The sequence below is a fragment of the Martinezella lusitana genome (assembly GCF_010668395.1).
Taxonomy (GTDB): Bacteria; Pseudomonadota; Alphaproteobacteria; order Rhizobiales; family Rhizobiaceae; genus Rhizobium; species Rhizobium lusitanum_A.
The window spans coordinates 41,271-63,780 of sequence record NZ_WUEY01000013.1 but is presented as its reverse complement, the minus strand read 5'-3'; the positions used below and the strand labels follow the sequence as shown (position 1 = coordinate 63,780).

Here is a 22,510-nt window from a genome sequence, read left to right as displayed (position 1 = left end):
AATTGATTTTGTTTTTTATCTACAATAAACATTTTGGAGTCAACGAGGAAATCATGGGACCGCCCGGGGATGGCGGAAACGCCGGTTTCGATACTACTCCTGCAATTGACTGCCATTGATACATGGTTCAGACAGCGCCGCCGGCAAAGAGCGGCGACGATACGCGAGGGGGAAATGGCAAGGCAAAACACGCTCTTCAAGGAGGCATTCAATCGCTATACGGCTCGCCTGAAGCCCGATACCGAGCTGCCGAGCGAGCCTGAAATCGCAGCCGAGCTCGGCGTCAGCCGCAGCACGGCGCGCGCGATCCTCATGCGTCTCAGTGACGCCGGCATCATTCTCTGGAACAAGCGGCAGAAGACGGTCCTGCGCCCGCCGATACCCGCCGATTTCTTCCCCAAGGAAGAAACCGATTCCCTGCACGATATCATCGAGCGCAGCTTCATGATGCGCATCATGTCGGACGAAGCCCAGCCCGGCATGCAGATCAACGAGCTGGAACTGGCGCGCGAAATCGGCACAGGCACCTCCGTCGTTCGTGAGTTTCTTATTCGTTTCAGTCGTTTCGGCCTGATCGAGAAACGGCCGAACAGCCATTGGATCCTGAAAGGCTTCACCAGCGAATTCGCGCTGGAGCTAGCAGACGTGCGGGAAATGTTCGAGCTGCATTCCGCAGCCGAATTCGGCCGCCTGCCCGCCCATCACCACGCCTGGGACGACCTGAAGGCGATCGAGCAGGAACATCACGAGCTGCTCAGGGATTTCGACGCACATTACCGCGATTTCTCGCGCCTCGACGAGAAGTTTCATCTTCTCATCCACCGTGCCTCCAAGAACCGCTTCATCGCCGATTTCTACGACGCCATCGCCATCATTTTCCACTATCACTACCAGTGGAACAAGGCCTTCGCCCGCGAGCGCAATGCCCGCGCCATAGCCGAACACCTCGACTATATCGAAGCGCTACAATCACGCGACCAGCGAAGGATCGACGCGGCCTGCCGCCAGCATCTCGCCTCGGCACGTCAGACGCTGCTGCAGTCGATCCCGCAAGGTGCGAGCGAAATCGCCGGCTCCGCCGCCTAACGGCGGGAGCCGGCCGGCCGCTCACTTCGCAGTCAAGCGCAGGCTTTGGCTGGCAAAGCGCGGGGAAGCGACTTCGAGCTTGATCGCGCCCACCTCTCCGGTTGCCTGCAACCAGAAGCCCGTTGTTCCACCCTGGAATGCGACCGTTTCCGGACCGATGAGCTTCGCCGGACCATCGACCTTGATCGTGATGGCTTCATTGAGGAAAGCCAGTCGCGAGCCGGCCTGATCGAGCGCGCGCACGATGACGCGCACCGTGTCGCGCTCGCCTGCGCGCAAGGTGTCGGCATCGGCTTCGACCTGAAGCGTCGTCGGCAGCGGATTGGCGACCATGCGCTGCTCCACCGCGGGCTTGCCGCCGATATAGCCGGTGAACTGCACGTCCTCCCATTCCATTCCCCATACGCCAAGCTCGTCCTGGGTGAAGGAACGGTGATCGAAAACGACGGGCGGATGCGGCAAGTGCGGGAACGTCTCCCGGTCCGGACCGAGGCGCTTGGTGAGCGACCCGTATCGCAGCTCGACCTCGTCGCAGTTCGTCAGCACCATAAGCGGCAGGGCCCCGCCGATATTGCGCTCGCCGCGCGCCCAGATCGTCACCGGCTTCATGACAACCTCGTCGGCGGGGTCGCACTGGCTGGCGTAGGCGTAAGCGGCAAATTTCGGCTCGCGGAACATGTCCATCACGCCGTGATAGCAGATCCGGTCGCCCGAGCCGAAATCGCTATGGGTGTTGTAGTCGAACATGCACCAGCCGATGGCGCCGGAAATCGACGGATCGCCGTAGGCCGCGTTCAGGACCTCCAGATGCCGGCGCACATGCTCGGCCTGCCGCTGCTCCTGATCGTAGATCTTCGTCGGATACATATGGCCGCCGAATTCGGTGATAAGATAGGGCACATCCTTGGAAAGACCGGTGTTTTCCTGCTGTGGCCTCAGCGGCGTGCGTGGCCGGTTGGCGCCCGGCAGCTCCTCGTTGCCGAGGATGAAATCGTTCATCGTATAGACGTCCTCGAGCATTTCGCTCTCGGTGATGTAGCGAACGCCGCCGGTCTGGCGCGTCGGATCGAGCGCGCGTGCCAGCCGATTGGTCTCGGCGTAGAAATCGTGGGAATCCTGCGATTCGTTGATGCGGACACCCCAGATGACGATCGAGGGATGGTTCCAGTCGCGCTCGATCATGCGCCGCACGTTGCGGATCGACTCCTGCTGCCACTCCTCGTCGCCAATATGCTGCCAGCCGGGAATTTCCTCGAAAACCAGCAGGCCGATGCGGTCGCAATGGTCGAGGAACCATTTCGACTGCGGATAATGCGAGGTGCGCACGATATTGCACTTCAGCGTGCGCTTCATGATCTCGGCATCGCGCTCCTGCGCCGAACGGCCCATCGCATAGCCGACATAGGGGAAAGCCTGATGACGGTTTAGGCCGCGCAGCTTCAGCTTCCTGCCGTTCAGCAGAAACCCCTCGGCGGTAAAGCTTGCGGTACGGAAGCCGAAACGCGTCGCGTGACGATCTGGCCCATGATCGGTCATAAGCTCGACCTCGGCCGAATAAAGCACGGGATTGTCGAGGTCCCAAAGCGAAATGCCCGCAAGGCCATCGAAGCTCAGCGTCACGCTCCCGCCCGCCGTTTCCGCCTGTCCCGAGGCGATGACCGCGCCATCGGCAGACCGCAGCGCGACCTTCGCCGTACCCTTGAAAGCGAGATCTTGCGGGTTGGAGATGTCGCAGCGGACCGTCACGGATTTACGGTCGGAAAGGACATCCGTCGTTTCGACCTTGATGTTGGCGATCGAGACGGGGGCGGCCAGCTTCAGCCAGACATCGCGATAGATCCCGGCATAGGTCAGATAGTCGATGCGGCCGCCGAAAGGCGGAATTTCGGGATTCTCGCTGCCGTCAATCTTGACCGTGATCAGGTTCTCGCCCTGGAGCAGATGACCGGTCAGGCGTGCCTCGAATGGCGTATAGCCATCCTTGTGGGCGACGATCTCCTGGCCGTTCAAGTAGACGACGGCATCGGCCATGGCGGCATCGAAGACCAGCGATACTTCACGCCCGGCAAACCTGTCGTCCCAGTTCAAAATCTTCTGATAGGTGAAGGCCCGCTGATAGGATTTTTCGTCGAAATAATTGAAGGGCAGTTCGACGACCGTATGCGGCAGCGTCACGCGCTGCCCTTCCTGCCGGCGTCCGGCGTCCTCGGATGAGAACCCTTCATGAAACGTCCAGGATTCGTTGAAGGCGACAACAGAACGCATATTCAATCCTATCGAGTAAGCCCGTCGCATCGGGTGACGAACAGATGTTGCTTGGAAAATCAGGCGCGCGGCGAGGCAGGCGCAAATGCCGCGGGGCGATATCTATACTGGCTCGTCGCGGGCGCGCAATGCGACCGGTTGGCGGATTCCGATTTTCCCGCCATGTAACCCACTGCCGATCAGGCCGCTTCGCAAGACCTACCGGCTGCGTCCGTTCTTCGCCTCCTCAACCGGGCTGCGCACTGCGGCATACATGCCGGTGGTGCGGAATTCCGTCGGATTGATGCCATAGATACGGCGAAACACCTTGGAAAAATAGTTGGCATCGTCGAAGCCGGACATGATCGCCACTTCCTTGACCGGAATGAACGCAGCCTTCGTCAGCAGTTTGGCGGCACGCTGCATGCGCTGCTGCAGCACGAATTCCGCCGGCGGCACGCCTTCGCTTTCGGCAAAGACACGCGAAAAATGCGCGCGGCTGAGACCGCTGACCCGGGCAAGCTCGTCGACAGGAAGCGGTTTGTCGAGATTGGCATGGATATGGTCGATGACGATCTGCATGGCGGAGCGATCGGCAGCAAAGGCGTGCGAGCCGAAGACATCGTCATAGAGCGCCATCGCCGCTTCATAGGCGACGGCCGAGGCCGAGGCGGGCGTCTCGGCGCCCTTGACCAGCCGGAGGCTGCAATCGGCAAGATGATCGATGGTCGCCTGCTGCAGTTTCAGCACTGGGCCGGCCGCAGCCAGGATCAGGCGATGGATGCGCAAGGCTTCCTCGCCATTCATCGAGATCCAGAAATATTCCCAGCGCTCGCCTTTCTGCAGCCAGTAGCGATGATTGTGCGGCACGAGAACGAGCAGCGTTTCGCCGGCATTCACACGATAGCTGCGGCTTTCGTAGCGCAGACGCCCGGTGCCGCTGATGGTATGCTGAAGCACGGTAAACGGTGTCTGGCCGCGGCGGCGCCCGTCCCAATCATAGGGCTCGTCATGCCTGATTTCATAGCCGGCGCTGGTCGGCATGGCATGCAGCCGGTGACGTCCGCGCGGCAGCGAAACCGTCCGCATGACCTGTCCGTTATCGATCAATTCCTGCAGCACAAAATTACCCTTGAAAGCATAATAGTTCTCTGTTCGGCTCAGCCATTATAGGCATAATCCCGCCAGAAAACAGCGCTTGACCGCCGACGAGGATCGGCGATTGGAGGAAAACCCACGATTTCGGCCCGTTTCGCAACCGGTGCGATCATGGGACGAAAATGCTGCTGTCTCCCCTGCCGCTGCGCGTTCGATCGACTTGAAGGTGAGGATCATGAGTTTCAAAATCGCTATTATCGGCGCCGGCAGCGTCGGCTTCACGAAAAAGCTGTTCACCGACATTCTCTGCGTGCCGGAATTCCGCGACGTCGAATTTGCGCTGACGGACATGAGTGAGCACAATCTGACGATGATCAAGGCGATCCTCGATCGGATCGTCGAGGCCAACAAGCTGCCAACGCGCGTCACCGCCACCACGGATCGCCGCAAGGCGCTGGACGGCGCGCGCTATATCATCAGTTGCGTCCGGGTCGGTGGTCTGGAAGCCTATGCCGAGGATATCCGCATCCCGCTGAAATACGGGATCGACCAATGCGTCGGCGACACGATCTGCGCCGGCGGCATTCTCTACGGCCAGCGCAACATTCCGGTCATTCTCGATTTCTGCAAGGATATCCGCGAGGTCTCAGAGAGCGGCGCCAAGTTCCTGAACTATGCCAACCCGATGGCGATGAACACCTGGGCGGCCATCGAATACGGCAAGGTCGACACGATCGGCCTGTGCCACGGCGTCCAGCACGGCGCCGAACAGATCGCCGAAGTGCTCGGAGCGAAGGACAAGAGCGAACTCGACTATATCTGCTCCGGCATCAACCACCAGACCTGGTTCGTCGACCTGCGCCTCAATGGCCGCAAGATCGGCAAGGACGAGCTGATCGCGGCCTTCGAAGCCCATCCGGTGTTCTCGCAGCAGGAGAAGCTGCGCATCGACGTGCTGAAGCGTTTCGGCGTCTATTCCACCGAGAGCAACGGCCATCTGTCCGAATATCTGCCCTGGTATCGCAAGCGCCCCGACGAGATCAACAAATGGATCGACATGTCGGACTGGATCCATGGCGAGACCGGCGGCTACCTGCGTCACTCCACCGAAACGCGCAACTGGTTCGAGACGGAATTCCAGCAGATCCTCGACAGCGCCTCGCAGCCGATCGACCCTGCCCGCCGCTCCAACGAGCATGCCAGCCATATTCTCGAGGCGCTGGAAACCAACCGTGTCTATCGCGGCCATTTCAACGTCAAGAACAACGGCGTCATTACCAACCTGCCCGCCGATGCCATCATCGAATCCCCCGGCTTCGTCGATCGGTTCGGCATCAACATGGTCGCAGGCATCACGCTGCCTGAGGCATGCGCCGCCACCTGCATGTCCTCCATCAACGTCCAGCGCATGTCGGTCCATGCCGCCGTCAGCGGCGACATCGACCTTCTGAAGCTCGCCGTCCTGCACGACCCGCTGGTCGGCGCCGTCGCCACGCCGGAGGAGGTCTGGCAGATGGTCGACGAAATGGTCGTCGCCGAAGCCCGCTGGCTGCCGCAATACGCCCATGCTGTAGACGAGGCGAAGGAGCGCCTGTCGCGCAGCAAGGTCAAGACGCGGGACTGGAAGGGTGCCGCAAGCCGCAACGTGCGCTCGATCGAGGAATTGCGTGCGGAAAAAGCCGCCCTGAAGCAGGCCGGTTAATGAGCATGCAAATCGGAAGATAAGGATTGTGGCGGGATCTCAGGGGATATCCCGCCACAACCGGCCGTCTTCCGTTTCGATGGAGGAACGCGAGGCCTCGAACGGAACGCTCGCGATTTAGGGAGAGAGAACAAGATGAGACATTTTCGACCGATCGGCCTTCTCGCCGCGTTGACGATTGCCACATCCGCAATCGCCATCAGCGCCTATGCAGCCGAGCCGACAGTGCCGCCCGTGCCACCTGTCTTCCCGGCGGAAGGCAAGATCAAGTATGTCGAGCGCAGCTCCATCCTGGAGTTCAAGGCGCTGCCGGAATATCACGAGCCCGCCTGGGTCACGGATAATTTCGTCAAGACCGGCAAGCTGCCGCCCGTCAAGGATCGCCTGCCGAAAGAGCCGCTCGTCTACAAGACCGGCAACATGCCTGACGGCATCGGCGTCTATGGCGACACGCTGCGCCACGTCATCGGCGGCCGGCCGGAAGGCTGGAACTACGGTGCCGGCCAGACCCAGGGCTGGGGCGGCATCGACATCGGCCTGTCCGAGTGCCTGACGCGCACGGCACCTCTCTTCCAGGTCGAGGCAAAGGATACCGAGCCGCTGCCGAACCTCGCCAAGGGCTGGGAATGGTCGCCGGACGGTCACAAGCTCACCATGCACCTGATCGAAGGCGCAAAATGGTCCGACGGCGTGCCGTTCAATGCCGACGACATCATGTTCTACTGGGAAGACGAAGTCATCGACCCGAACGTCTCGCCGCTCGGCGGCGGCGCCTCCCCGGAAGCCTTCGGCGAAGGAACCACGCTGAAGAAAATCGACGATTACACCATCGAATGGACCTTCAAGGACGCCTTCCCGAAGCAATATCTCTATACGATGGCCTATCCGAACTTCTGCCCGGGCCCGTCGCACATCCTCAAGCCGCAGCACCCGAAATATTCCAAGAACACCTACGACCAGTTCAAGAACGCCTTCCCACCGGAATATATGAACATTCCGGTCATGGGCGCCTGGGTGCCGGTCGAATATCGCTCCGACGACATCATCGTCATGCGCCGCAATCCCTACTACTGGAAGGTCGACGAGAAGGGCAACCAGCTGCCTTACCTCAACGAGCTGCACTACAAGCTGTCCACCTGGGCAGACCGCGACGTGCAGGCTGTTGCCGGCTCCGCGGATCTTTCGAACCTCGAGCAGCCGGAAAACTTCGTCGCTTCCCTGAAGCGCGCCGCACAGCCGGATGCTCCGGCTCGCCTCGCCTTCGGCCCCCGCCTCATCGGCTATAACCTGCAGATGAATTTCTCGGCCAACGGTTGGGGCAGCCCGGATCCGCGCGCCCAGGCCGTGCGCGAGTTGAACCGCAACGAGGACTTCCGCAAGGCAGTCACCATGGCCCTCGACCGCAAGGCGCTCGGCGATTCGCTGGTCAAGGGACCCTTCACGGCGATCTATCCGGGCGGCCTTTCCTCCGGCAGCACCTTCTATGACCGCAACTCCACGGTATACTATCCGTTCGACCTCGCCGGCGCCAAGGCCGAGCTTGCGAAGGCCGGCCTCAAGGACACCGATGGCGACGGTGTCGTCAACTTCCCTGCCAACGTCAACGGCGGCAAGGACGTCGAAATCACGCTTCTGGTCAGCAACGACTACACCACCGACAAGAGCCTTGCCGAAGGCGTCGTCGCCCAGATGGAAAAGCTCGGATTGCGCGTCATCATCAATGCGCTGGATGGTCCCAAGCGCGACGATGCCAACTATAGCGGTCGTTTCGACTGGATGGTCCGTCGCAACAGCACGGAACTGGCTTCCGTCGTGCAGAACACCGAGCAGCTTGCTCCGGTCGGCCCGCGCACAAGCTGGAACCACCGCGCTCCGGAAAGCGGTCAGCTGGACCTGATGCCCTTCGAAAAGGATATGGCCGATATCGTCAACAAGTTCGCCACGTCGAAGGACAATGACGAGCGCGTGGCCCTGATGAAGCAGTTCCAGAAGATCTCGACCGGGCATCTCTACAATATCGGCCTGACCGAGTATCCGGGCGCGCTGATCATCAACAAGCGCTTCTCGAACGTTCCCCCGGGCACGCCGATCTTCCTGTTCAACTGGGCGGAAGACTCCATCATCCGCGAGCGCCTTTGGGTAGCTGCTGACAAGCAGGGTAAATTCGAGCTGTTCCCCGAGCAGCTTCCGGGTGCCCCGGGCAGCGCCGGTCCGATCAAATAAGGTCGCATGAAGCCCCCATGGCAGCCGGCATGATGCCGGCTGCCATGGACCTCCGAAGCATTCCAGCGATCAGCCATCGCCGGAGAAGAATGAACCGCTGGCGCATATCGTCCCGATGGGCAGAGACTGCAGACAGCATCAAGAGAAGCGAACCGTCCGATGTTACGATTCCTGCTCGTTCGCATAGCCTCCGCAATTCCCGTGCTCTTCATCCTGAGCGTGGTGACCTTCGCCATCATCCAGGCGCCGCCGGGCGACTATGCGGATTATATCCGCTCGCAATTGATGAACCAGGGCGGTGCATCCTTTGCGCAAGCCGATGAACAAGCGCAGATCTATCGCCGCGAGCACGGGCTCGACAAGCCGATGGTCATTCAATACGTCAACTGGATCGGCGGTATCGTCACCAGAGGCGATTTCGGCTACAGCATGTTCTATAACAAGCCCGTCGCCGATGTCGTCGGCGAGCGCTTGCCGCGGACGCTCGCTCTGGCGCTCGTATGCCATATACTGGCGTCCATTCTCGGCATCGGCTTCGGCATATGGGCGGCGACGCGGCAATATAGCTGGATCGACACCCTGCTCTCGGGCATCTCCTTCCTCGGCATGACGGTGCCGCGCTTCCTGATGGCGCTGATCATCGTTTACATCCTCGTCTTCCAGCTCAACGTCTCTGAAATCGGCAGCTTCTTCTCGCCGCAATATGGCGGCGCGCCCTGGTCCTGGGCGAAGTTCGTCGATCTCGTCAAACATGTCTGGCCGGTCGTCGCCATCGCCACCTTCGGCGGGCTCGCCTACAATATGCGCGTTATGCGCGGCAACCTGCTCGACACGCTGAACGCCCAATACGTCGAGACCGCACGCGCCAAGGGCCTTTCCGGCGGCGCGGTCGTCATGCGCCATGCCGTGCCGAACGCACTGCATCCCCTCGTCATGTATCAGGGCGTGGTTCTGCCCTACATGCTGACCGGCGAGATCGAAACAGCCATCATCTTCACGCTGCCGACCGTTGGGCCGGCCATCGTCGGCTCGATGGCGGTCGGTGACGTCTATGTCACGGCAACCTTCATGATGGTGCTTTCGGCAACCCTCATCATCGGCAACATCATCGCCGACATGCTGCTTGCCCTGCTCGATCCGCGCGTGCGTCAACAGGGAGGGATCCACTAATGCTCGCCTTCAGCAATTCCCCGCCCCCGCAGGAAGAGAAAATCAAGCGAAAGAGCGGCAACGAGAGCTACACCGCACTTGTCTGGCGGCGCCTGAAGCGCTCCTGGACGGGCATGAGCGGCCTGACCCTCGTTATCCTGCTGCTCCTGATGGCCGCCTTCGCCGAATTCATCGCGCCGCTCGATCCGAAGGCAACCGACACCGGCTTCGCACCGCCGCAAGTCATCAGCTTTCACGACAAGGACGGCAATTTCGTCTTTCAGCCGCGGGTCTACGCGCTCGTCGAGACCAGCGATCTCGACCCTGTGACGTTCCAGCCGATCGTCGGGCCGGATTACGATAATCCGCGTCTGCTCGGCTTCTTCGTCAAGGGCGATCCCTACTATCTCTTCGGCCTGATCCCCGGCGACCGGCATCTCTTTGCGACCACCGACGGCGGGCCGGTCCATTTCCTCGGCACGGACAAGTTTGGCCGGGACGTGCTGTCGCGCGCCATCTACGGCTCGCGCATCTCGCTGATGATCGCCCTGACGGTCGTTACAATCGTCACCATCGTCGGCACTACGGTCGGCATGATCTCGGGCTATTTCGGCGGCACGGTCGATGCCTGGATCCAGCGCTTCGTCGAAGTGGTTCTGGCCTTTCCGCAATTGCCGCTCTATCTGGCGCTGACCTCGCTAATCCCCGTGACCGCCCCAACCAACGTGTTCCTTGCCTTCGTCATCGTCGTCATGTCTGCGCTCGGCTGGGCGCAGATGTCACGCGAGGTGCGCGGCAAGACGCTGGCACTGGCAAGGATCGATTATGTGCGGGCGGCGATGGCAGTGGGCGCCACCGACCGGCGCATCATTCTCCAGCACATTTTTCCGAACGTCATGAGCCATGTCATCGTGGCGGTGACGCTGGCGATCCCGAGCGTGGTGCTGCTGGAATCCTTCCTCGGTTTTCTCGGCTTTGCCGTCAAGCCGCCGCTGATCTCCTGGGGCCTGATGCTGCAGGATACGTCGACCTATTCGGTCATCGGCTCCTATCCCTGGATTCTCTCGCCCGTCGGCTTCGTTCTGATCACCGTTTTCGCCTTCAACGCGCTTGGTGACGGTCTGCGCGACGCGATAGATCCATATTGAGAGGAGACCGGACATGGCTCTTGCACTCGTCAACTCCTTCGCTCCCGAACTTCGCCTCGATGCTGGAGAAAAAGCGGTCGCCCCTGTCATCGACGCCCGCAATATCGCCGTCAAATTCAAGGTCGAGGATGGCATGGTCGATGCCGTCAAGGATATCTCGTTCCAGCTCTATCGTGGTGAAACCATCGCGATTGTCGGAGAGTCCGGCTCGGGAAAATCGGTAACCGCCCGCACGGTGATGGGGCTGCTGACCAAGCGCGCCGTGGTTTCGGACAAGTCTTCCATCCACTACGACGGCAAGAATGTGCTGAAGTTTTCGGAGAGGGCTCGCCGGCAGCTGCGCGGCGACCGCATCTCGATGATCTTCCAGGAGCCGATGAGCTCGCTCAATCCGATCTACACGGTCGGTAGCCAGATCGTCGAGGCGATCCGCGTGCATCGCAAGGTCAGCCGCCGCGATGCGGAAAAGCGGGCTCTCGATTTGCTGAAACAGGTGCAGATCCCCGATCCGGAAGCGCGGCTGAAGCAATATCCGCATCAGCTTTCCGGCGGGCAGCGCCAGCGCGTGATGATCGCGATGGCGCTCGCCAACGATCCGGACGTCCTAATCGCCGACGAGCCGACGACCGCGCTCGACGTCACCGTGCAGGCGCAGATCCTGAACCTAATCCGCAACCTGCAGAAGCAGCTGGGCATGGCGGTGATTCTCATCACCCACGACCTGACGGTCGTGCGCCAGTTTTCCGACTATGTCTATGTGATGCAGCATGGCGAGATGCGCGAGCACAACACGACCGAGGCCCTTTTCGCGCATCCGCAGCATCCCTATACGCAGCATCTGCTGACGTCGGAACCGCGCGGGCAGGCAAAGCCGCTGCCGCCGAACTGCGACATCGTCCTCGAGGGCAAGGCCGTCAAAGTCGCCTTCATGCTGCGTCACGGCAGCTTCTTCAAGCCTGACATGCGTGAGCTCGTTGCCGTCGGCGGCCTCAATATCGAGCTGCGCCGTCACGAGACGCTGGGTCTGGTCGGTGAATCCGGCTCCGGCAAGACCACCTTCGGCCAGGCGCTTCTGCGCCTCATCGATGCCGATGGCGGCGAGATCTATTTCGACGGCCAGCCGATCCATGGCCGGTCGCGCGCCGAAATGCGGCCATTGCGCTCGCGCATGCAGATCGTCTTTCAGGACCCGTTCTCATCGCTCAATCCGCGCATGACCATCGGCCAGATCATTTCCGAGGGGCTGGTGGTCAACAATCTCGGCGCCAACAGGGCCGAACGCCTGGAACGCGTCAAGGAAGCACTCGTGAGTGCCGGCATGCCGGCCAACATTCTCTCGCGCTTCCCGCACGAGTTTTCCGGCGGCCAGCGCCAGCGCATTGCGATTGCCCGCGCCATAGCGCTCGAACCGGAGTTCATTCTGCTCGACGAGCCGACCTCCGCGCTCGATCTTTCCGTTCAAGCCCAGATCATCGACCTCCTGCGCAAGCTGCAGGACGAAAGGGGCTTGAGCTACCTCTTCATATCACACGACCTCAAGGTCGTCCGCGCCCTTTGTCATCGCGTCATCGTCATGCAGCATGGCAAGATCATGGAGGAAGGGCCGGTCGACGAGGTTCTGTCTCATCCCAAGACCGCTTACACCGAACGCCTCGTCAGAGCGGCGTTCGAGGTAGCCTCATAGCATCCAGGAGATTTTTACATGACAGGCACTCCCAAGATCACGTTCATCGGAGCCGGCTCGACCGTCTTCATGAAGAATATCATCGGCGACGTCTTGCAGCGCCCGGCCCTTGCCGGCGCCCGGATCGCGCTCATGGACATCAATCCTCAACGGCTGGACGAAAGCGCCATCGTGGCCCGCAAGCTGGCCTCGACCCTCGGCACATCCGCCACGGTCGAAACCTTCACCGATCAGCGCAAGGCGCTTGATGGCGCCCACTTCGTCGTCGTCGCCTTCCAGATCGGCGGTTACGAGCCCTGCACCGTCACCGATTTCGAGGTGCCGAAGAAATACGGCCTGCGCCAGACGATCGCCGACACGCTCGGCGTCGGCGGCATCATGCGCGGCCTGCGCACGGTTCCGCATCTCTGGAAGATCTGCGAGGACATCCTGGCCATCTGCCCGAACGCGATCATGCTGCAATATGTGAACCCGATGGCGATCAACACCTCGGCGATCGGCGAGAAGTATCCGACGATCAAGCAGGTCGGGCTTTGCCATTCGGTGCAGGGCACGGCGATGGAGCTGGCGCACGATCTCGACATTCCCTACCACGAAATCCGCTATCGTTCGGCGGGTATCAACCACATGGCGTTCTATCTCGAATTCGAGCACCGCCAGCCCGATGGCTCCTATCGCAACCTCTATCCCGATCTTGTCCGTGCCTATCGCGAGGGGCGCGCGCCGAAGCCCGGCTGGAACCCGCGCTGCCCGAACAAGGTGCGTTATGAGATGCTCACCCGCCTTGGCTATTTCGTTACCGAAAGTTCGGAACATTTCGCCGAGTACACGCCCTACTTCATCAAGGAAGGTCGCGAGGACCTGATCGAGAAGTTCGGCATTCCGCTCGACGAATATCCGAAGCGCTGCATCGAGCAGGTCGCGCGCTGGAAGAACCAGGCGGAGGAATATCGCACGGCCGAGAAGATCGAGGTCAAGCAATCGAAGGAATATGCTTCCTCGATCATCAATTCGGTCTGGACCGGCGAACCTTCCGTCATCTACGGCAACGTCCGCAACAATGGCTGCATCACGTCGTTGCCCTCCAACTGCGCGGCGGAAGTTGCCTGCCTCGTCGATGCGTCGGGCATCCAGCCGACCTATGTCGGCGATCTGCCGCCACAGCTGACGGCCCTCATCCGCACGAACATCAACGTGCAGGAACTGACGGTCAAGGCTCTGATGACCGAAAATCGCGAGCATATCTACCATGCAGCGATGATGGATCCGCATACGGCAGCCGAGCTCGATCTCGACCAGATCTGGTCGCTGGTCGACGAGCTGCTGGTCGCCCATGGCGATTGGCTGCCGGAATGGGCGCGCGGCAATCGCAAGGTTCAGGCCGCATAAAGCCACTCTCTCCCGGCTTGCGACCCAAAGGCCTCGCGGCGTTGCCGCGGGGTCTTACGCGTTTGGTCGGTCCGGAGAAAGTGAAAGTCCAGGACGCGGCAAATGGCGCATCGATAACCGATGGCAAAGCATGAACGACTGCGTTAGAAACACTCGCAGTTTGGAGGAGATGAACGATATGGCCAGCTCGGAAACATTCACAACCGGAACATTCGTCGGCCGCATCTGGCGCCCCGACGTGGATGGCCCTGCCCTCATCACCGTCCGGGATGGCGCCGTTTACGACATTACGTCGAAGGAGGCGCCAACCATGCGCGACCTCCTGGAGAAGGACGATCCAGTCGCTTTCGTTCGCGCTCAGAAAGGCGAGGCCGTCGCCAAACTCGATACCTTGCTGGCCGCCGAGCCCGACCTCTCGGCCGTCCATCTTCTCGCTCCCGTCGATCTGCAGGCGATCAAGGCCTGCGGCGTCACCTTTGCCCGCTCGATGCTGGAACGCGTCATCGAGGAGCGCGCGGCCGGCAATCCGGACCTCGCCGAAGCGATCCGCGGCAAGGTGACCGCGCTGATCGGCGACAGCCTGCGCAACCTCAAGGCCGGATCTCCCGAGGCAGCCAAGGTCAAGGCGGCGCTGATCGAGGAGGGCGTCTGGTCGCAATATCTCGAAGTTGGCATCGGTCCGGACGCGGAAGTCTTTTCCAAATCGCAGGTGATGTCGTCGGTGGGCCCCGGGGCCGATGTCGGCCTGCATCCGATCTCCAAGTGGAACAATCCAGAGCCGGAAATCGTGCTTGCCGTCGACAGCAGGGGCAGGGTCAGGGGTGCCACCCTTGGCAACGACGTCAACCTGCGCGATGTCGAGGGCCGGTCGGCCCTGTTGCTCGGCAAGGCGAAGGACAATAACGCCTCCTGCTCGATTGGGCCGTTCATCCGTCTCTTCGATGAAACCTACAGCCTGGATGACGTGCGCAATGCCGATCTCGACCTGAAGGTCGAAGGCGAGGACGGCTATGTGCTGCATGGTCGCTCGTCGATGAAGGAAATCAGCCGAGACCCTCTCGACCTCGTCTCCCAGACCATCGGCCGCCACCATCAATACCCGGATGGTTTCGTACTGTTCATGGGAACGCTTTTTGCGCCTGTCGAGGACCGTGATACGCCCGGACAGGGCTTTACCCACAAGGCCGGCGATATCGTCACCATCTCCAACGACCGGTTGGGATCGCTGCGAAACCGCGTGCTGCTATCGACCGAGTGTGCTCCCTGGACGTTCGGAACGTCGCATCTCATGCGCAACCTGGCGCGACGCGGATTGATCTGAGGGGTTTTATTCTCGTTGAGTATGATCGTCCTCGACGAGGTCGCGCTCAGCCCTCAGATGCGACCATGAAGGAACCGCCGGCGAATGCGGAGCAATCACCGGCGAAACAAACGCAATCAAGCCGCGCTTTGGCGGCTGTGCCGCGCGAAAATCTCGACGACCTTCGCGGCGATAGCTCTTCCGAGCCTGACATTCGTCTCGGCGGAAAGATGAATGCCATCGACCCCGTCCGTGGTGACGACTTCGCCGGCGTCGAGAAAATCGACCTTCAGGAATGACGCCAGGGCGCGATAGTGCTTCGCCAGCTCAAGCGATTTTTCGTATCCGCCGGCGAACATGCCCTCGAACCACGGATCGGGCATCGGCGCCAATGGCGGCGGCGCGACGATGAGCAGCTTGGGAGCCGGATAAGGCGTGCCGACGCCGCCAGCACAGGTCAGCACCTGCCCCGCAAGCTTGCCCATCCCAATGGCGATTTCATAAGGGGTTCTGCGGAAATACGACTTGGTGTCGTTCGTGCCGAGGAGAAGGATGGCCAGATCGAGAGGAAGGTGGCTCGCAAGCGCGGATGGGAGATAGGCGCTTCCGTTCAGCCGCGGATCGCTCGGATCGTCGATGCTCGTCGTGCGTGCGCTCAGACCCTCCTCTATGATGGAGTAGCCGTCGCCGAGTTCGGCCGCCATGGCACCGGTCCACCGCTGCTCGAAAGGGTATCTGAGCGTCGGTGACGACTGTTCGACTGGAATCCAGCCCCAGGTGAGCGAGTCTCCAAAACACAGGATGGATCGTTTTTCTGCCATTGCTTCCTCTTTCGATAGTCTAGGATTTGGTTCCGCTCGCCTTGAGACCATAGAAGATGGCCGCAAGCAGAATGATGAGACCTTGAGCGACCAGCTTGCCGGGCTCGCCGACGCCGAACATGGTCATGACGACGAACAGGAACGCGAAGCACAGGACCCCGAAGAAGGGACCCCAGACGCCGCCCTCGCCCCTGCCGAAGACCACACCGCCGAGAATTGTGGCTGCTACCGACAGAATCGGCAGATCCAATCCGACGCGCACGCTTCCGACCGCGATCGACGCTGTCTGGACCAGGGCGGCGATCCCCGCGATCAGGCCGGCAATCGCATGCGCCGCGATGACTGTTCTCTCGACCGGTACGCCGGAGAAGTGCGCCGCCTCGATGCTTTCCCCAGCAGATGCCACGAACCGTCCGAATACCGTCCGCGCCAGAGCCAGGGACATGATCGCCGTGATGCCTATCCAGAAGAGGACCGGCGTCGGAATGGAGAGAAAGCGGGTGTTGAAAAGCTCCCCGAACACCGGCGGCACGTCGCCTGGCGGCTTGCCGCTCGAAAGATACTGAACAAGGCCTATCATGACGATGTTCAGCGCGAGGGTCACGATGACTGCCGAGACGCGCCGGATCGCGATCATGAAGCCGTTGAACAGTCCGATCACGAGTCCCACAGCAAGCGCCAGCGCGACGAAGAAGGACAACGACGCTCCGGGAAACATGCCCGACGAGATGCAATAGTTGACGAGCAGGATGACGCCACCGCCCGATAGGTCGATCGACTTCACGCGCATCACCAGGAGCTGGCCGAGCACCAGTATCCCGAGCGGAACCACCTGGCGGACGAAGACACCCATGACATTGACGTTCAACATCTGCGGTCTCGTTATCCAGAGGATCGCGATGAGGATGACGAATAGATAATAGGCCGGAGGAATCCTTGCGAACCTCTGTGCCAGCGGGGTTTGAACAAGAGCCGGCATCAGAGCCCAATCCTTCTGCGAGACTGGAGAGCGACGACAAACATGAGCAGGCATCCCTTGATCGCGGTCTGGACAAATGGGGTAACGTTCAGAAGGTTCATGCCGTTGGAGAGAAGTGCGAGGATCGCAACGCCCACGACCGTTCCCTGCAGGCTGCCGACCCCGCCTGAAAGCTGCGTTCCGCCGATCGCCACGGCCGTGACCGCGTCGAGCTCGAACAACAGGCCGACATTGGGATCGCCGGATACGATGCGTCCCGCGAGAAAAATACCGGCCGCGCAGGCAAACAGGGAGCTGCCGACATAGGCAAGCATGATGTTCCGCCTCGCAGGAATGCCGAAGTTGCGCGCGGCGTCATCCATCCCAGCAGCGCTACCGCCGCCGATGGCAAAGAGATGAACGCCGTAGCGGGTGCCATAGAGAAGTTTCCAGGCAACGAGGAGGGTGATTGCCCCCCATATGAGCGGCATCTGGATGCCGAAAACATGTCCCTCGACGGACCATCGCACGATGTCCGGCACCGTTCCGCCGGAAACCGGCCGCAGCACGCGTGTGATGCCAAGCACGATGTACTGCATCGACAGCGTCGCGATGATCGGATGGACATGGAGGCGGGTCACGCACACGCCATTCACGAAGCCGATCACTGCTGCCAGCAGCAGCACGCTGGGGACAATCACATAGGCCGGCCCTCCGAGCGCCAGGACTGCGGTCGTGAAGCTGATCACGGAGCCGACGGAAAGGTCGAGACCGCCGATCAGCACGACCAGCATCTGGCCGACTGCGGTGATCAGCAGCGGCATCGCCTGCGCCACAAGGTTCAGCGCGTTCTCGCTGGTGGCGAATTGATCGGTAGCGAAGGCGAGCCAGCAGGCGATCGCCAGTGCCAGCGCCGCCGGCAGGAGCCAGAGCCCCTGGCGATGGCCACGATTGCCCATATACCTGAAAAGAGGCGAGTTGCCTGTGAGGTTCATTTCAATCTCCTCCCGTTCACGCGCCGAGCGCAGCGTCGAGAATGCCGTGTTCAGTGGCGTCCGCGGCCGGCATCTCGGCGACGACGGTATTGCCGTGCACGACGCAGATGCGGTCGCAAAGCCCGATGAGTTCAAGCGTCTCGCGCGACAGCACGAGCACTGCGCCGCCGCGATCGGCGAATTCGCGCAACAACTTGTAGATTTCCGATTTCGCGCCGATATCGACGCCGCGCGTCGGTTCTTCGATCAAAAGGACATCCATCCTGGCAGCCAGATACCGCCCGAGGAGAACCTTCTGCTGGTTGCCGCCCGACAGGGAACCGGCAGCGGCGCTGGGGCCCGAAGACTTGATGTTCATGCCGCGCATCGTCGCGGCAATGATGTCCCGGTAGGATCGCGCGATCGAAAACTCCTTGCGGGCGGCATGGAGCGATATCGACAGATTGTGCTCGATGGACAGTCCGAGAAAGAGACCTTCATCCTTTCTGTCCTCAGGAACGAAGCCCACTGCGATCTTCTGCATCGCCCTTATGCCGTGCTTTGCACGCATCGGCAGGCGAATGCTGTGCCCGCAGATAACGGCCGTTCCGCTGAAAGGTTGGAATTCCCCCACCAGCGACCGCAGGATCTTCTGCTGCCCCTGGCCTTCGAGACCGGCAAGCGCGACGATCTCTCCCTTGCGGACCGACAGGGAAAACGGCTTTGCACGCACATCGATCTTGACGTTGACGAGCTCGATTGCGTCGTCGCCGGCGCGCTGCGAGCGGAGCGGAAACAGATCGCTCAGCTCTCGGCCGACCATCATCGCGATCAGCGACGACGGCGTCATGTCCGACAGGGGCCTTGTGCCGACTAGCCGGCCATCCTTGAGAACCGTGACCGTGTCGCAGATGTTGAAAATTTCGTCCATGCGATGGGAGATGTAGACGATCGCCTTTCCCTGATCGCGAAGGTCACGAATGTGCCTGTTGAGGATCTCCACGTCTGCCGCGTTCAGCGCTGCGGTCGGCTCGTCAAGAATGAAGATGGCGGCATCGGCGTCGATGCCATGGGCGATCTCGACGAATTGCCGCTGCGCGATGGAAAGTTCGGAGACGAGCATGCCGGGATCGAGATTGAGTCCGAGCCGCTCAAGGGCCGCCCTGGTCTCTTGCCTCATGCGCCGTCGATCGAGGCCGCCAAAGCGGGTTCGCGGCTCGCGACCCAGGAACATGTTCTCGGCGATCGACATGTTCGGCAGCAGCGAGAGCTCCTGGAAGACCGTCGATATTCCGAATTCGAGCGCGTCGCGCGGGTTCGAAAATGAAATCCGGTGGCCGTTCTTGAAGATTTCTCCGCTGTCCGGCTGATGGACGCCGGCGAGGATCTTCATCAACGTGGACTTGCCGGCCCCGTTCTCGCCCATCAGCGCATGGACGGTTCCGGGCATCAGCGTCAGCGAGACTTCGCGAAGAGCATGGCTTCCGCCAAACGACTTCGAAATCCGCGACATTTCAATAAGATTTTGCATGGTTCGCATCCGGGTATGCTGCCGCCGGGAGCTGTGGGAGGCTCCCGGCGAACAGGCTCACTTCTTTCCGTAGAACTGCTTCAGCTGCTCTTCCGAAAGCTCGGACGGCCACCAGACATTGGCGGAAAGATCGTCGCGGTAGTATTTTTTGGCCTTGTCGATATCCCAGCCCGGCGGGTTGTAGGCGTAGTGCTTCTTGAGTTCCTTGCCCTCCAGAAGGGCGACGGCGGCTCTGACACCCGCGGCACCCTGAGCAGGGCTGTACACGGAGGATACCGACTTGAATCCGTCCTTTATCCACTGGCCGAAGAAGCCGTTGTTGCCTTCGCCGGTGATCGGCGGGATCGGCGCGCCGAACTGCTTGAAGACATCGACGCACGCGCGCGTCATGTCGGCGCCGGAAGACCAGATCCCATCGACATTGGGATCGCTGAGGTAGAGGGTCTCACAGAGCTTCTTTGCCTTGTCGTATTGCCAGTCGCCGTTTTCTTCGGCTGTGATCTTGATATCCGTTCCCTTCAAGGATTGAAGGAGGCCGTTGTAGCGATTGGTGTCTTCCGGATGACCGGCGAGGCCGCGAAGAACCCAGATGTTGCCCTTGCCCTTCAGTTCCTTCACCAGGAAGTCGCCCATGACCTTGCCGAAGTGTTCCGCGCCACCCTGGATTTCGGTGGTATAGGCGGCGCTTTCGATGCGGCCTGTGTGGAGAATGACCGGAATGCCAGCCTTTACCGCCTTCTCAATACTGGCGTCCGCCGATGTCGACGTGACCGGCTGCACGATGATGGCGTCGACCTTCTGTGCGATGAGATCCTCGATGTCGGCCACCTGTTTCTTTTGGTCGAAACCGGCGTCGAGAAGGATGAACTTGGCAATGCGCTTGTCCCTCGCAGCCGCCGCCTCGGCCTCATGCGCCACCTGAACGGTCCAGGTGTTGGCGTTGACGCCGAAACTGCTCATCCCGATGACCCAGGGGGCATCCTTCTTGTACTTGCCCGCTTCGACCGTCGGGTTGTTTTCGGCAGGCGTCGTAACGCCGTCGAGCAGGTTCACCTCCTGTGCCCGCAGCGGCATGGCGCTCAGGGACGACGCGATCATCAGGGCAAGGGTAAGTCTCTTCAACAAGCTGCTCATTAGCTCCTCCATGGCAGATATCGGCGAGCGCCAGACAAGGATCCTCCATCGCGGACAAGGTCTGCCCGCGCCAATTATTCATCTTGTCTGATCAATTCCTCCGTGGCCGCAACAAACACCGAGATTTTCGCGCTGTCAATAGTTATTCAAGTTGAATGAATAATTGACCCGATGTTGCCAATCCGCTCGACTAGGTGCAAAAGAGGCCATGTCGGCAGGCATGGAGGAGCGATAGATGCGCACTGTTCTCTGCTTCGGAGATTCGAATACGCATGGGCAGATACCAGGCGGAACGCCGCTCGATCGCTATCCGGTTCATGAGCGTTGGCCGGGGGTCATGAAGGCTGCGCTCGGCGACGGGTGGCATGTCGTCGAGGAGGGTTTGAGCGGCAGGACCACGGTTCACAGCGACCCCATCGAGGGCGCGCACAAGAATGGCAGAACCTATCTGAAACCGTGTCTCCAGAGCCATGCGCCAGTGGATCTCGTGATCCTCATGCTGGGCACCAACGACCTCAAGGCGCGCTTTCACATGCCTCCATCCGAAGTCGCGATGGGAATGGGCTGTCTGGTGCACGACATCAGGGAGTTGGCGCCGGGACCGAATGGCCACGATCCCGAAATCATGATCGTATCGCCTCCCCCGATGCTGGACGACATCAAGGAATGGGAGGCGATCTTTTACGGCGCGCAGGCCAAATCGAGAAAACTGGCCCTTGAATTCGAAGTCATGGCCGATTCTCTTGAGGTTCACTTTTTCGATGCCGGAACGGTTTGCAGGTGCGCACCGCAAGACGGCTTCCATATCGACGGCGAGGCACATCGCCAACTGGGCGAAGCCCTTGCCATGGAAGTGCTGTCCATCGGCTGGGCCGAACTGCAGTCCGCGCCCAAGTCCTTCAAAGGAAGATAATCTTGCCCGACATGCGCTTTGCTCCTCCCAACCCCTTGCGTATCGCCGATCGCGCGAGCGGCCTCAACGCGCTCAGCGTGCGGAGCTACAATGAGCGGCTTGTGCTCTCGCTGCTCTTGCAGAACGAGACAACCACCCGCCTCGAGATCGGCGAAAAAACCGGGCTGTCGGCGCAGACGATCTCCGTCATCGTAAGATCCCTCGAACAGGAGGGGCTTGTGATGAAAGGCGAAGCGCAGAAGGGGCGCGTCGGCCCTCCCACGACACCCTTGATGCTCAACCCGGATGGCGCCTATTCAGTCGGCATCAGCGTCGGACACCGGAATACGCATGTGGTCCTGGTCGATTTCGTCGGAAACATCAGGTTCAGCTCGTCCCTGCCCCATAGAAAAATCGGTGAGTTCGACGATCTGGAAGGCGCGACCCATGAGGTCAAAAAGGCGATCGACAGCCTGTCGCCCCCGCTGCGAGAACGAATAACAGGTATCGGCGTCGCCATTCCCGCACCGACCGAGAGCCGCATATCCACCAACGAGGAACTGCACAAGCGGTTGGAGGCGGAACTGGATCTTCCCGTGTTCGTGCAGAATGACATCGCGGCGGCGGCGGCGGGCGAAAGTCTCTTTGGCGTTGCCAGGCGACTGCAGGACTTCCTGTTCTTTTACCTGGGGGCACGCCTTCACAGCCGCCTGGTTCTCAACCATCAGATCTATAACGGCAACTCGCCCATCAGCCAGGATGTGGGAATTTCCGCCCTTGAACGCGATCTGGCCTCTCGTCCCGACCTGGCGCAATCCATCTGGTCGTCACAGGCAAAATGGCAGGAACTGGGAAGCGTCGGCACGGCATGGCATGAAGCTTTTGCCGGAGCCGCCGCCGGCTCCATCCAGGCTCTGTCGCAGTTTATCGAGATAAGGACCGTCGTGCTGTCCTCGTTCATTGCCGAGGACATATGCCGGGAACTGGCGGCTACGATCGAAGCACGGCTTCCCTACGTTCGAGTGTTGACGGACTGTGCGTCCGGCGTGCCGAAAGCTGTCGGCGCGGCGAGCCTCTCATTCAGTTCGAGATTCATGGTCGAGTGATCTATCGGACGCCTGAACCGAATGACTGGACGGTATGATCCTGGCGGCGACGGCGGCGGTATTGTGCTGCC

Annotated in this window: 17 protein-coding genes; 10 read left to right on the top strand and 7 right to left on the bottom strand. The window is 60.8% G+C overall.

The window, feature by feature from the left end; genetic code table 11:
* Positions 1-174: 174 nt before the first annotated feature.
* On the top strand, positions 175-1,086 hold the full coding sequence (locus GR212_RS24045) for a GntR family transcriptional regulator (protein WP_163990247.1): 912 nt from the start codon (positions 175-177) through the stop codon (positions 1,084-1,086).
* A 21-nt stretch (positions 1,087-1,107) separates the two neighbouring features.
* Here the strand turns inward: GR212_RS24045 and GR212_RS24040 are convergent, their stop codons facing one another.
* Positions 1,108-3,351 carry a glycoside hydrolase family 2 protein gene (locus tag GR212_RS24040; RefSeq protein WP_163990245.1) on the bottom strand — a complete coding sequence of 748 codons (2,244 nt, stop codon included), beginning with the start codon at positions 3,349-3,351 and terminating at the stop codon, positions 1,108-1,110.
* Positions 3,352-3,549: 198 nt separating this feature from the next.
* A complete protein-coding gene (locus GR212_RS24035) occupies positions 3,550-4,419 on the bottom strand; it encodes an AraC family transcriptional regulator (protein WP_204326742.1) in 870 nt (289 codons plus the stop codon).
* A gap of 244 nt (positions 4,420-4,663) precedes the next feature.
* Between GR212_RS24035 and GR212_RS24030 the strand changes: the two genes are divergently transcribed.
* From GR212_RS24030 to GR212_RS24000, 7 genes are all read left to right on the top strand, one after another.
* Complete coding sequence (locus GR212_RS24030; protein ID WP_163990242.1) at positions 4,664-6,130, top strand: alpha-glucosidase/alpha-galactosidase; 1,467 nt, start codon at positions 4,664-4,666, stop codon at positions 6,128-6,130.
* A 135-nt stretch (positions 6,131-6,265) separates the two neighbouring features.
* The gene (locus GR212_RS24025) at positions 6,266-8,353 is read left to right on the top strand and encodes an ABC transporter substrate-binding protein (RefSeq protein ID WP_163990240.1); all 2,088 of its coding nucleotides are present in this window, start codon (positions 6,266-6,268) and stop codon (positions 8,351-8,353) included.
* Positions 8,354-8,512: 159 nt separating this feature from the next.
* Positions 8,513-9,523: an ABC transporter permease gene (locus GR212_RS24020; RefSeq protein WP_163990238.1), complete on the top strand. Its 1,011-nt coding sequence runs from the start codon at positions 8,513-8,515 to the stop codon at positions 9,521-9,523.
* The gene (locus tag GR212_RS24015; RefSeq protein ID WP_163990236.1) at positions 9,523-10,650 is read left to right on the top strand and encodes an ABC transporter permease; all 1,128 of its coding nucleotides are present in this window, start codon (positions 9,523-9,525) and stop codon (positions 10,648-10,650) included. The genes GR212_RS24020 and GR212_RS24015 overlap by 1 nt, the downstream gene beginning before the upstream one ends.
* 13 nt (positions 10,651-10,663) lie before the next feature.
* Positions 10,664-12,334: an ABC transporter ATP-binding protein gene (locus tag GR212_RS24010; protein ID WP_163990234.1), complete on the top strand. Its 1,671-nt coding sequence runs from the start codon at positions 10,664-10,666 to the stop codon at positions 12,332-12,334.
* A gap of 18 nt (positions 12,335-12,352) precedes the next feature.
* Positions 12,353-13,723, top strand: coding sequence for an alpha-glucosidase/alpha-galactosidase (locus tag GR212_RS24005; RefSeq protein WP_163990232.1), 1,371 nt, complete (start codon positions 12,353-12,355; stop codon positions 13,721-13,723).
* Between the two features lie 178 nt (positions 13,724-13,901).
* Entirely contained in the window at positions 13,902-15,044 is a 1,143-nt protein-coding gene (locus tag GR212_RS24000; RefSeq protein ID WP_163990230.1) for a fumarylacetoacetate hydrolase family protein, read from the top strand.
* Between the two features lie 116 nt (positions 15,045-15,160).
* On the opposite strand, the gene GR212_RS23995 is transcribed toward GR212_RS24000, so the two are convergent.
* The 5 genes from GR212_RS23995 to GR212_RS23975 are packed head-to-tail and all read right to left on the bottom strand — an operon-like array spanning position 15,161 to position 20,405.
* The gene (locus GR212_RS23995) at positions 15,161-15,844 is read right to left on the bottom strand and encodes an SGNH/GDSL hydrolase family protein (RefSeq protein WP_163990228.1); all 684 of its coding nucleotides are present in this window, start codon (positions 15,842-15,844) and stop codon (positions 15,161-15,163) included.
* A 19-nt stretch (positions 15,845-15,863) separates the two neighbouring features.
* Positions 15,864-16,823, bottom strand: a complete 960-nt coding sequence (locus GR212_RS23990) for an ABC transporter permease subunit (RefSeq protein ID WP_163990226.1) — start codon at positions 16,821-16,823, stop codon at positions 15,864-15,866.
* Positions 16,823-17,797, bottom strand: a complete 975-nt coding sequence (locus GR212_RS23985) for an ABC transporter permease (RefSeq protein ID WP_163990224.1) — start codon at positions 17,795-17,797, stop codon at positions 16,823-16,825. Before GR212_RS23985 ends, GR212_RS23990 begins: the two co-directional genes overlap by 1 nt.
* Before the next feature lie 16 nt (positions 17,798-17,813).
* Positions 17,814-19,307, bottom strand: coding sequence for a sugar ABC transporter ATP-binding protein (locus GR212_RS23980; protein ID WP_163990222.1), 1,494 nt, complete (start codon positions 19,305-19,307; stop codon positions 17,814-17,816).
* A 57-nt stretch (positions 19,308-19,364) separates the two neighbouring features.
* A complete protein-coding gene (locus GR212_RS23975) occupies positions 19,365-20,405 on the bottom strand; it encodes a substrate-binding domain-containing protein (protein ID WP_432444402.1) in 1,041 nt (346 codons plus the stop codon).
* A 271-nt stretch (positions 20,406-20,676) separates the two neighbouring features.
* On the opposite strand from GR212_RS23975, the gene GR212_RS23970 reads away from it, so the two are divergent.
* Positions 20,677-21,354, top strand: a complete 678-nt coding sequence (locus GR212_RS23970) for an SGNH/GDSL hydrolase family protein (RefSeq protein ID WP_163990219.1) — start codon at positions 20,677-20,679, stop codon at positions 21,352-21,354.
* An 11-nt stretch (positions 21,355-21,365) separates the two neighbouring features.
* Complete coding sequence (locus tag GR212_RS23965) at positions 21,366-22,439, top strand: ROK family transcriptional regulator (protein WP_163990511.1); 1,074 nt, start codon at positions 21,366-21,368, stop codon at positions 22,437-22,439.
* Positions 22,440-22,510 lie beyond the last annotated feature (71 nt).

Bases quoted from the DNA above. Each gene is read 5' to 3' on its own strand.
- GR212_RS23965 (WP_163990511.1), top strand. From the start codon at position 21,366: ATGCGCTTTGCTCCTCCCAACCCCTTGCGTATCGCCGATCGCGCGAGC.
- GR212_RS23985 (WP_163990224.1), bottom strand. From the start codon at position 17,797: ATGAACCTCACAGGCAACTCGCCTCTTTTCAGGTATATGGGCAATCGT.
- GR212_RS23980 (WP_163990222.1), bottom strand. From the start codon at position 19,307: ATGCAAAATCTTATTGAAATGTCGCGGATTTCGAAGTCGTTTGGCGGA.
- GR212_RS24020 (WP_163990238.1), top strand. From the start codon at position 8,513: ATGTTACGATTCCTGCTCGTTCGCATAGCCTCCGCAATTCCCGTGCTC.
- GR212_RS23970 (WP_163990219.1), top strand. From the start codon at position 20,677: ATGCGCACTGTTCTCTGCTTCGGAGATTCGAATACGCATGGGCAGATA.
- GR212_RS24010 (WP_163990234.1), top strand. From the start codon at position 10,664: ATGGCTCTTGCACTCGTCAACTCCTTCGCTCCCGAACTTCGCCTCGAT.
- GR212_RS24045 (WP_163990247.1), top strand. From the start codon at position 175: ATGGCAAGGCAAAACACGCTCTTCAAGGAGGCATTCAATCGCTATACG.
- GR212_RS24030 (WP_163990242.1), top strand. From the start codon at position 4,664: ATGAGTTTCAAAATCGCTATTATCGGCGCCGGCAGCGTCGGCTTCACG.
- GR212_RS24005 (WP_163990232.1), top strand. From the start codon at position 12,353: ATGACAGGCACTCCCAAGATCACGTTCATCGGAGCCGGCTCGACCGTC.
- GR212_RS24040 (WP_163990245.1), bottom strand. From the start codon at position 3,351: ATGCGTTCTGTTGTCGCCTTCAACGAATCCTGGACGTTTCATGAAGGG.
- GR212_RS23995 (WP_163990228.1), bottom strand. From the start codon at position 15,844: ATGGCAGAAAAACGATCCATCCTGTGTTTTGGAGACTCGCTCACCTGG.
- GR212_RS24025 (WP_163990240.1), top strand. From the start codon at position 6,266: ATGAGACATTTTCGACCGATCGGCCTTCTCGCCGCGTTGACGATTGCC.
- GR212_RS24015 (WP_163990236.1), top strand. From the start codon at position 9,523: ATGCTCGCCTTCAGCAATTCCCCGCCCCCGCAGGAAGAGAAAATCAAG.
- GR212_RS24000 (WP_163990230.1), top strand. From the start codon at position 13,902: ATGGCCAGCTCGGAAACATTCACAACCGGAACATTCGTCGGCCGCATC.
- GR212_RS23975 (WP_432444402.1), bottom strand. From the start codon at position 20,405: ATGATCGCGTCGTCCCTGAGCGCCATGCCGCTGCGGGCACAGGAGGTG.
- GR212_RS24035 (WP_204326742.1), bottom strand. From the start codon at position 4,419: ATGCGGACGGTTTCGCTGCCGCGCGGACGTCACCGGCTGCATGCCATG.
- GR212_RS23990 (WP_163990226.1), bottom strand. From the start codon at position 16,823: ATGCCGGCTCTTGTTCAAACCCCGCTGGCACAGAGGTTCGCAAGGATT.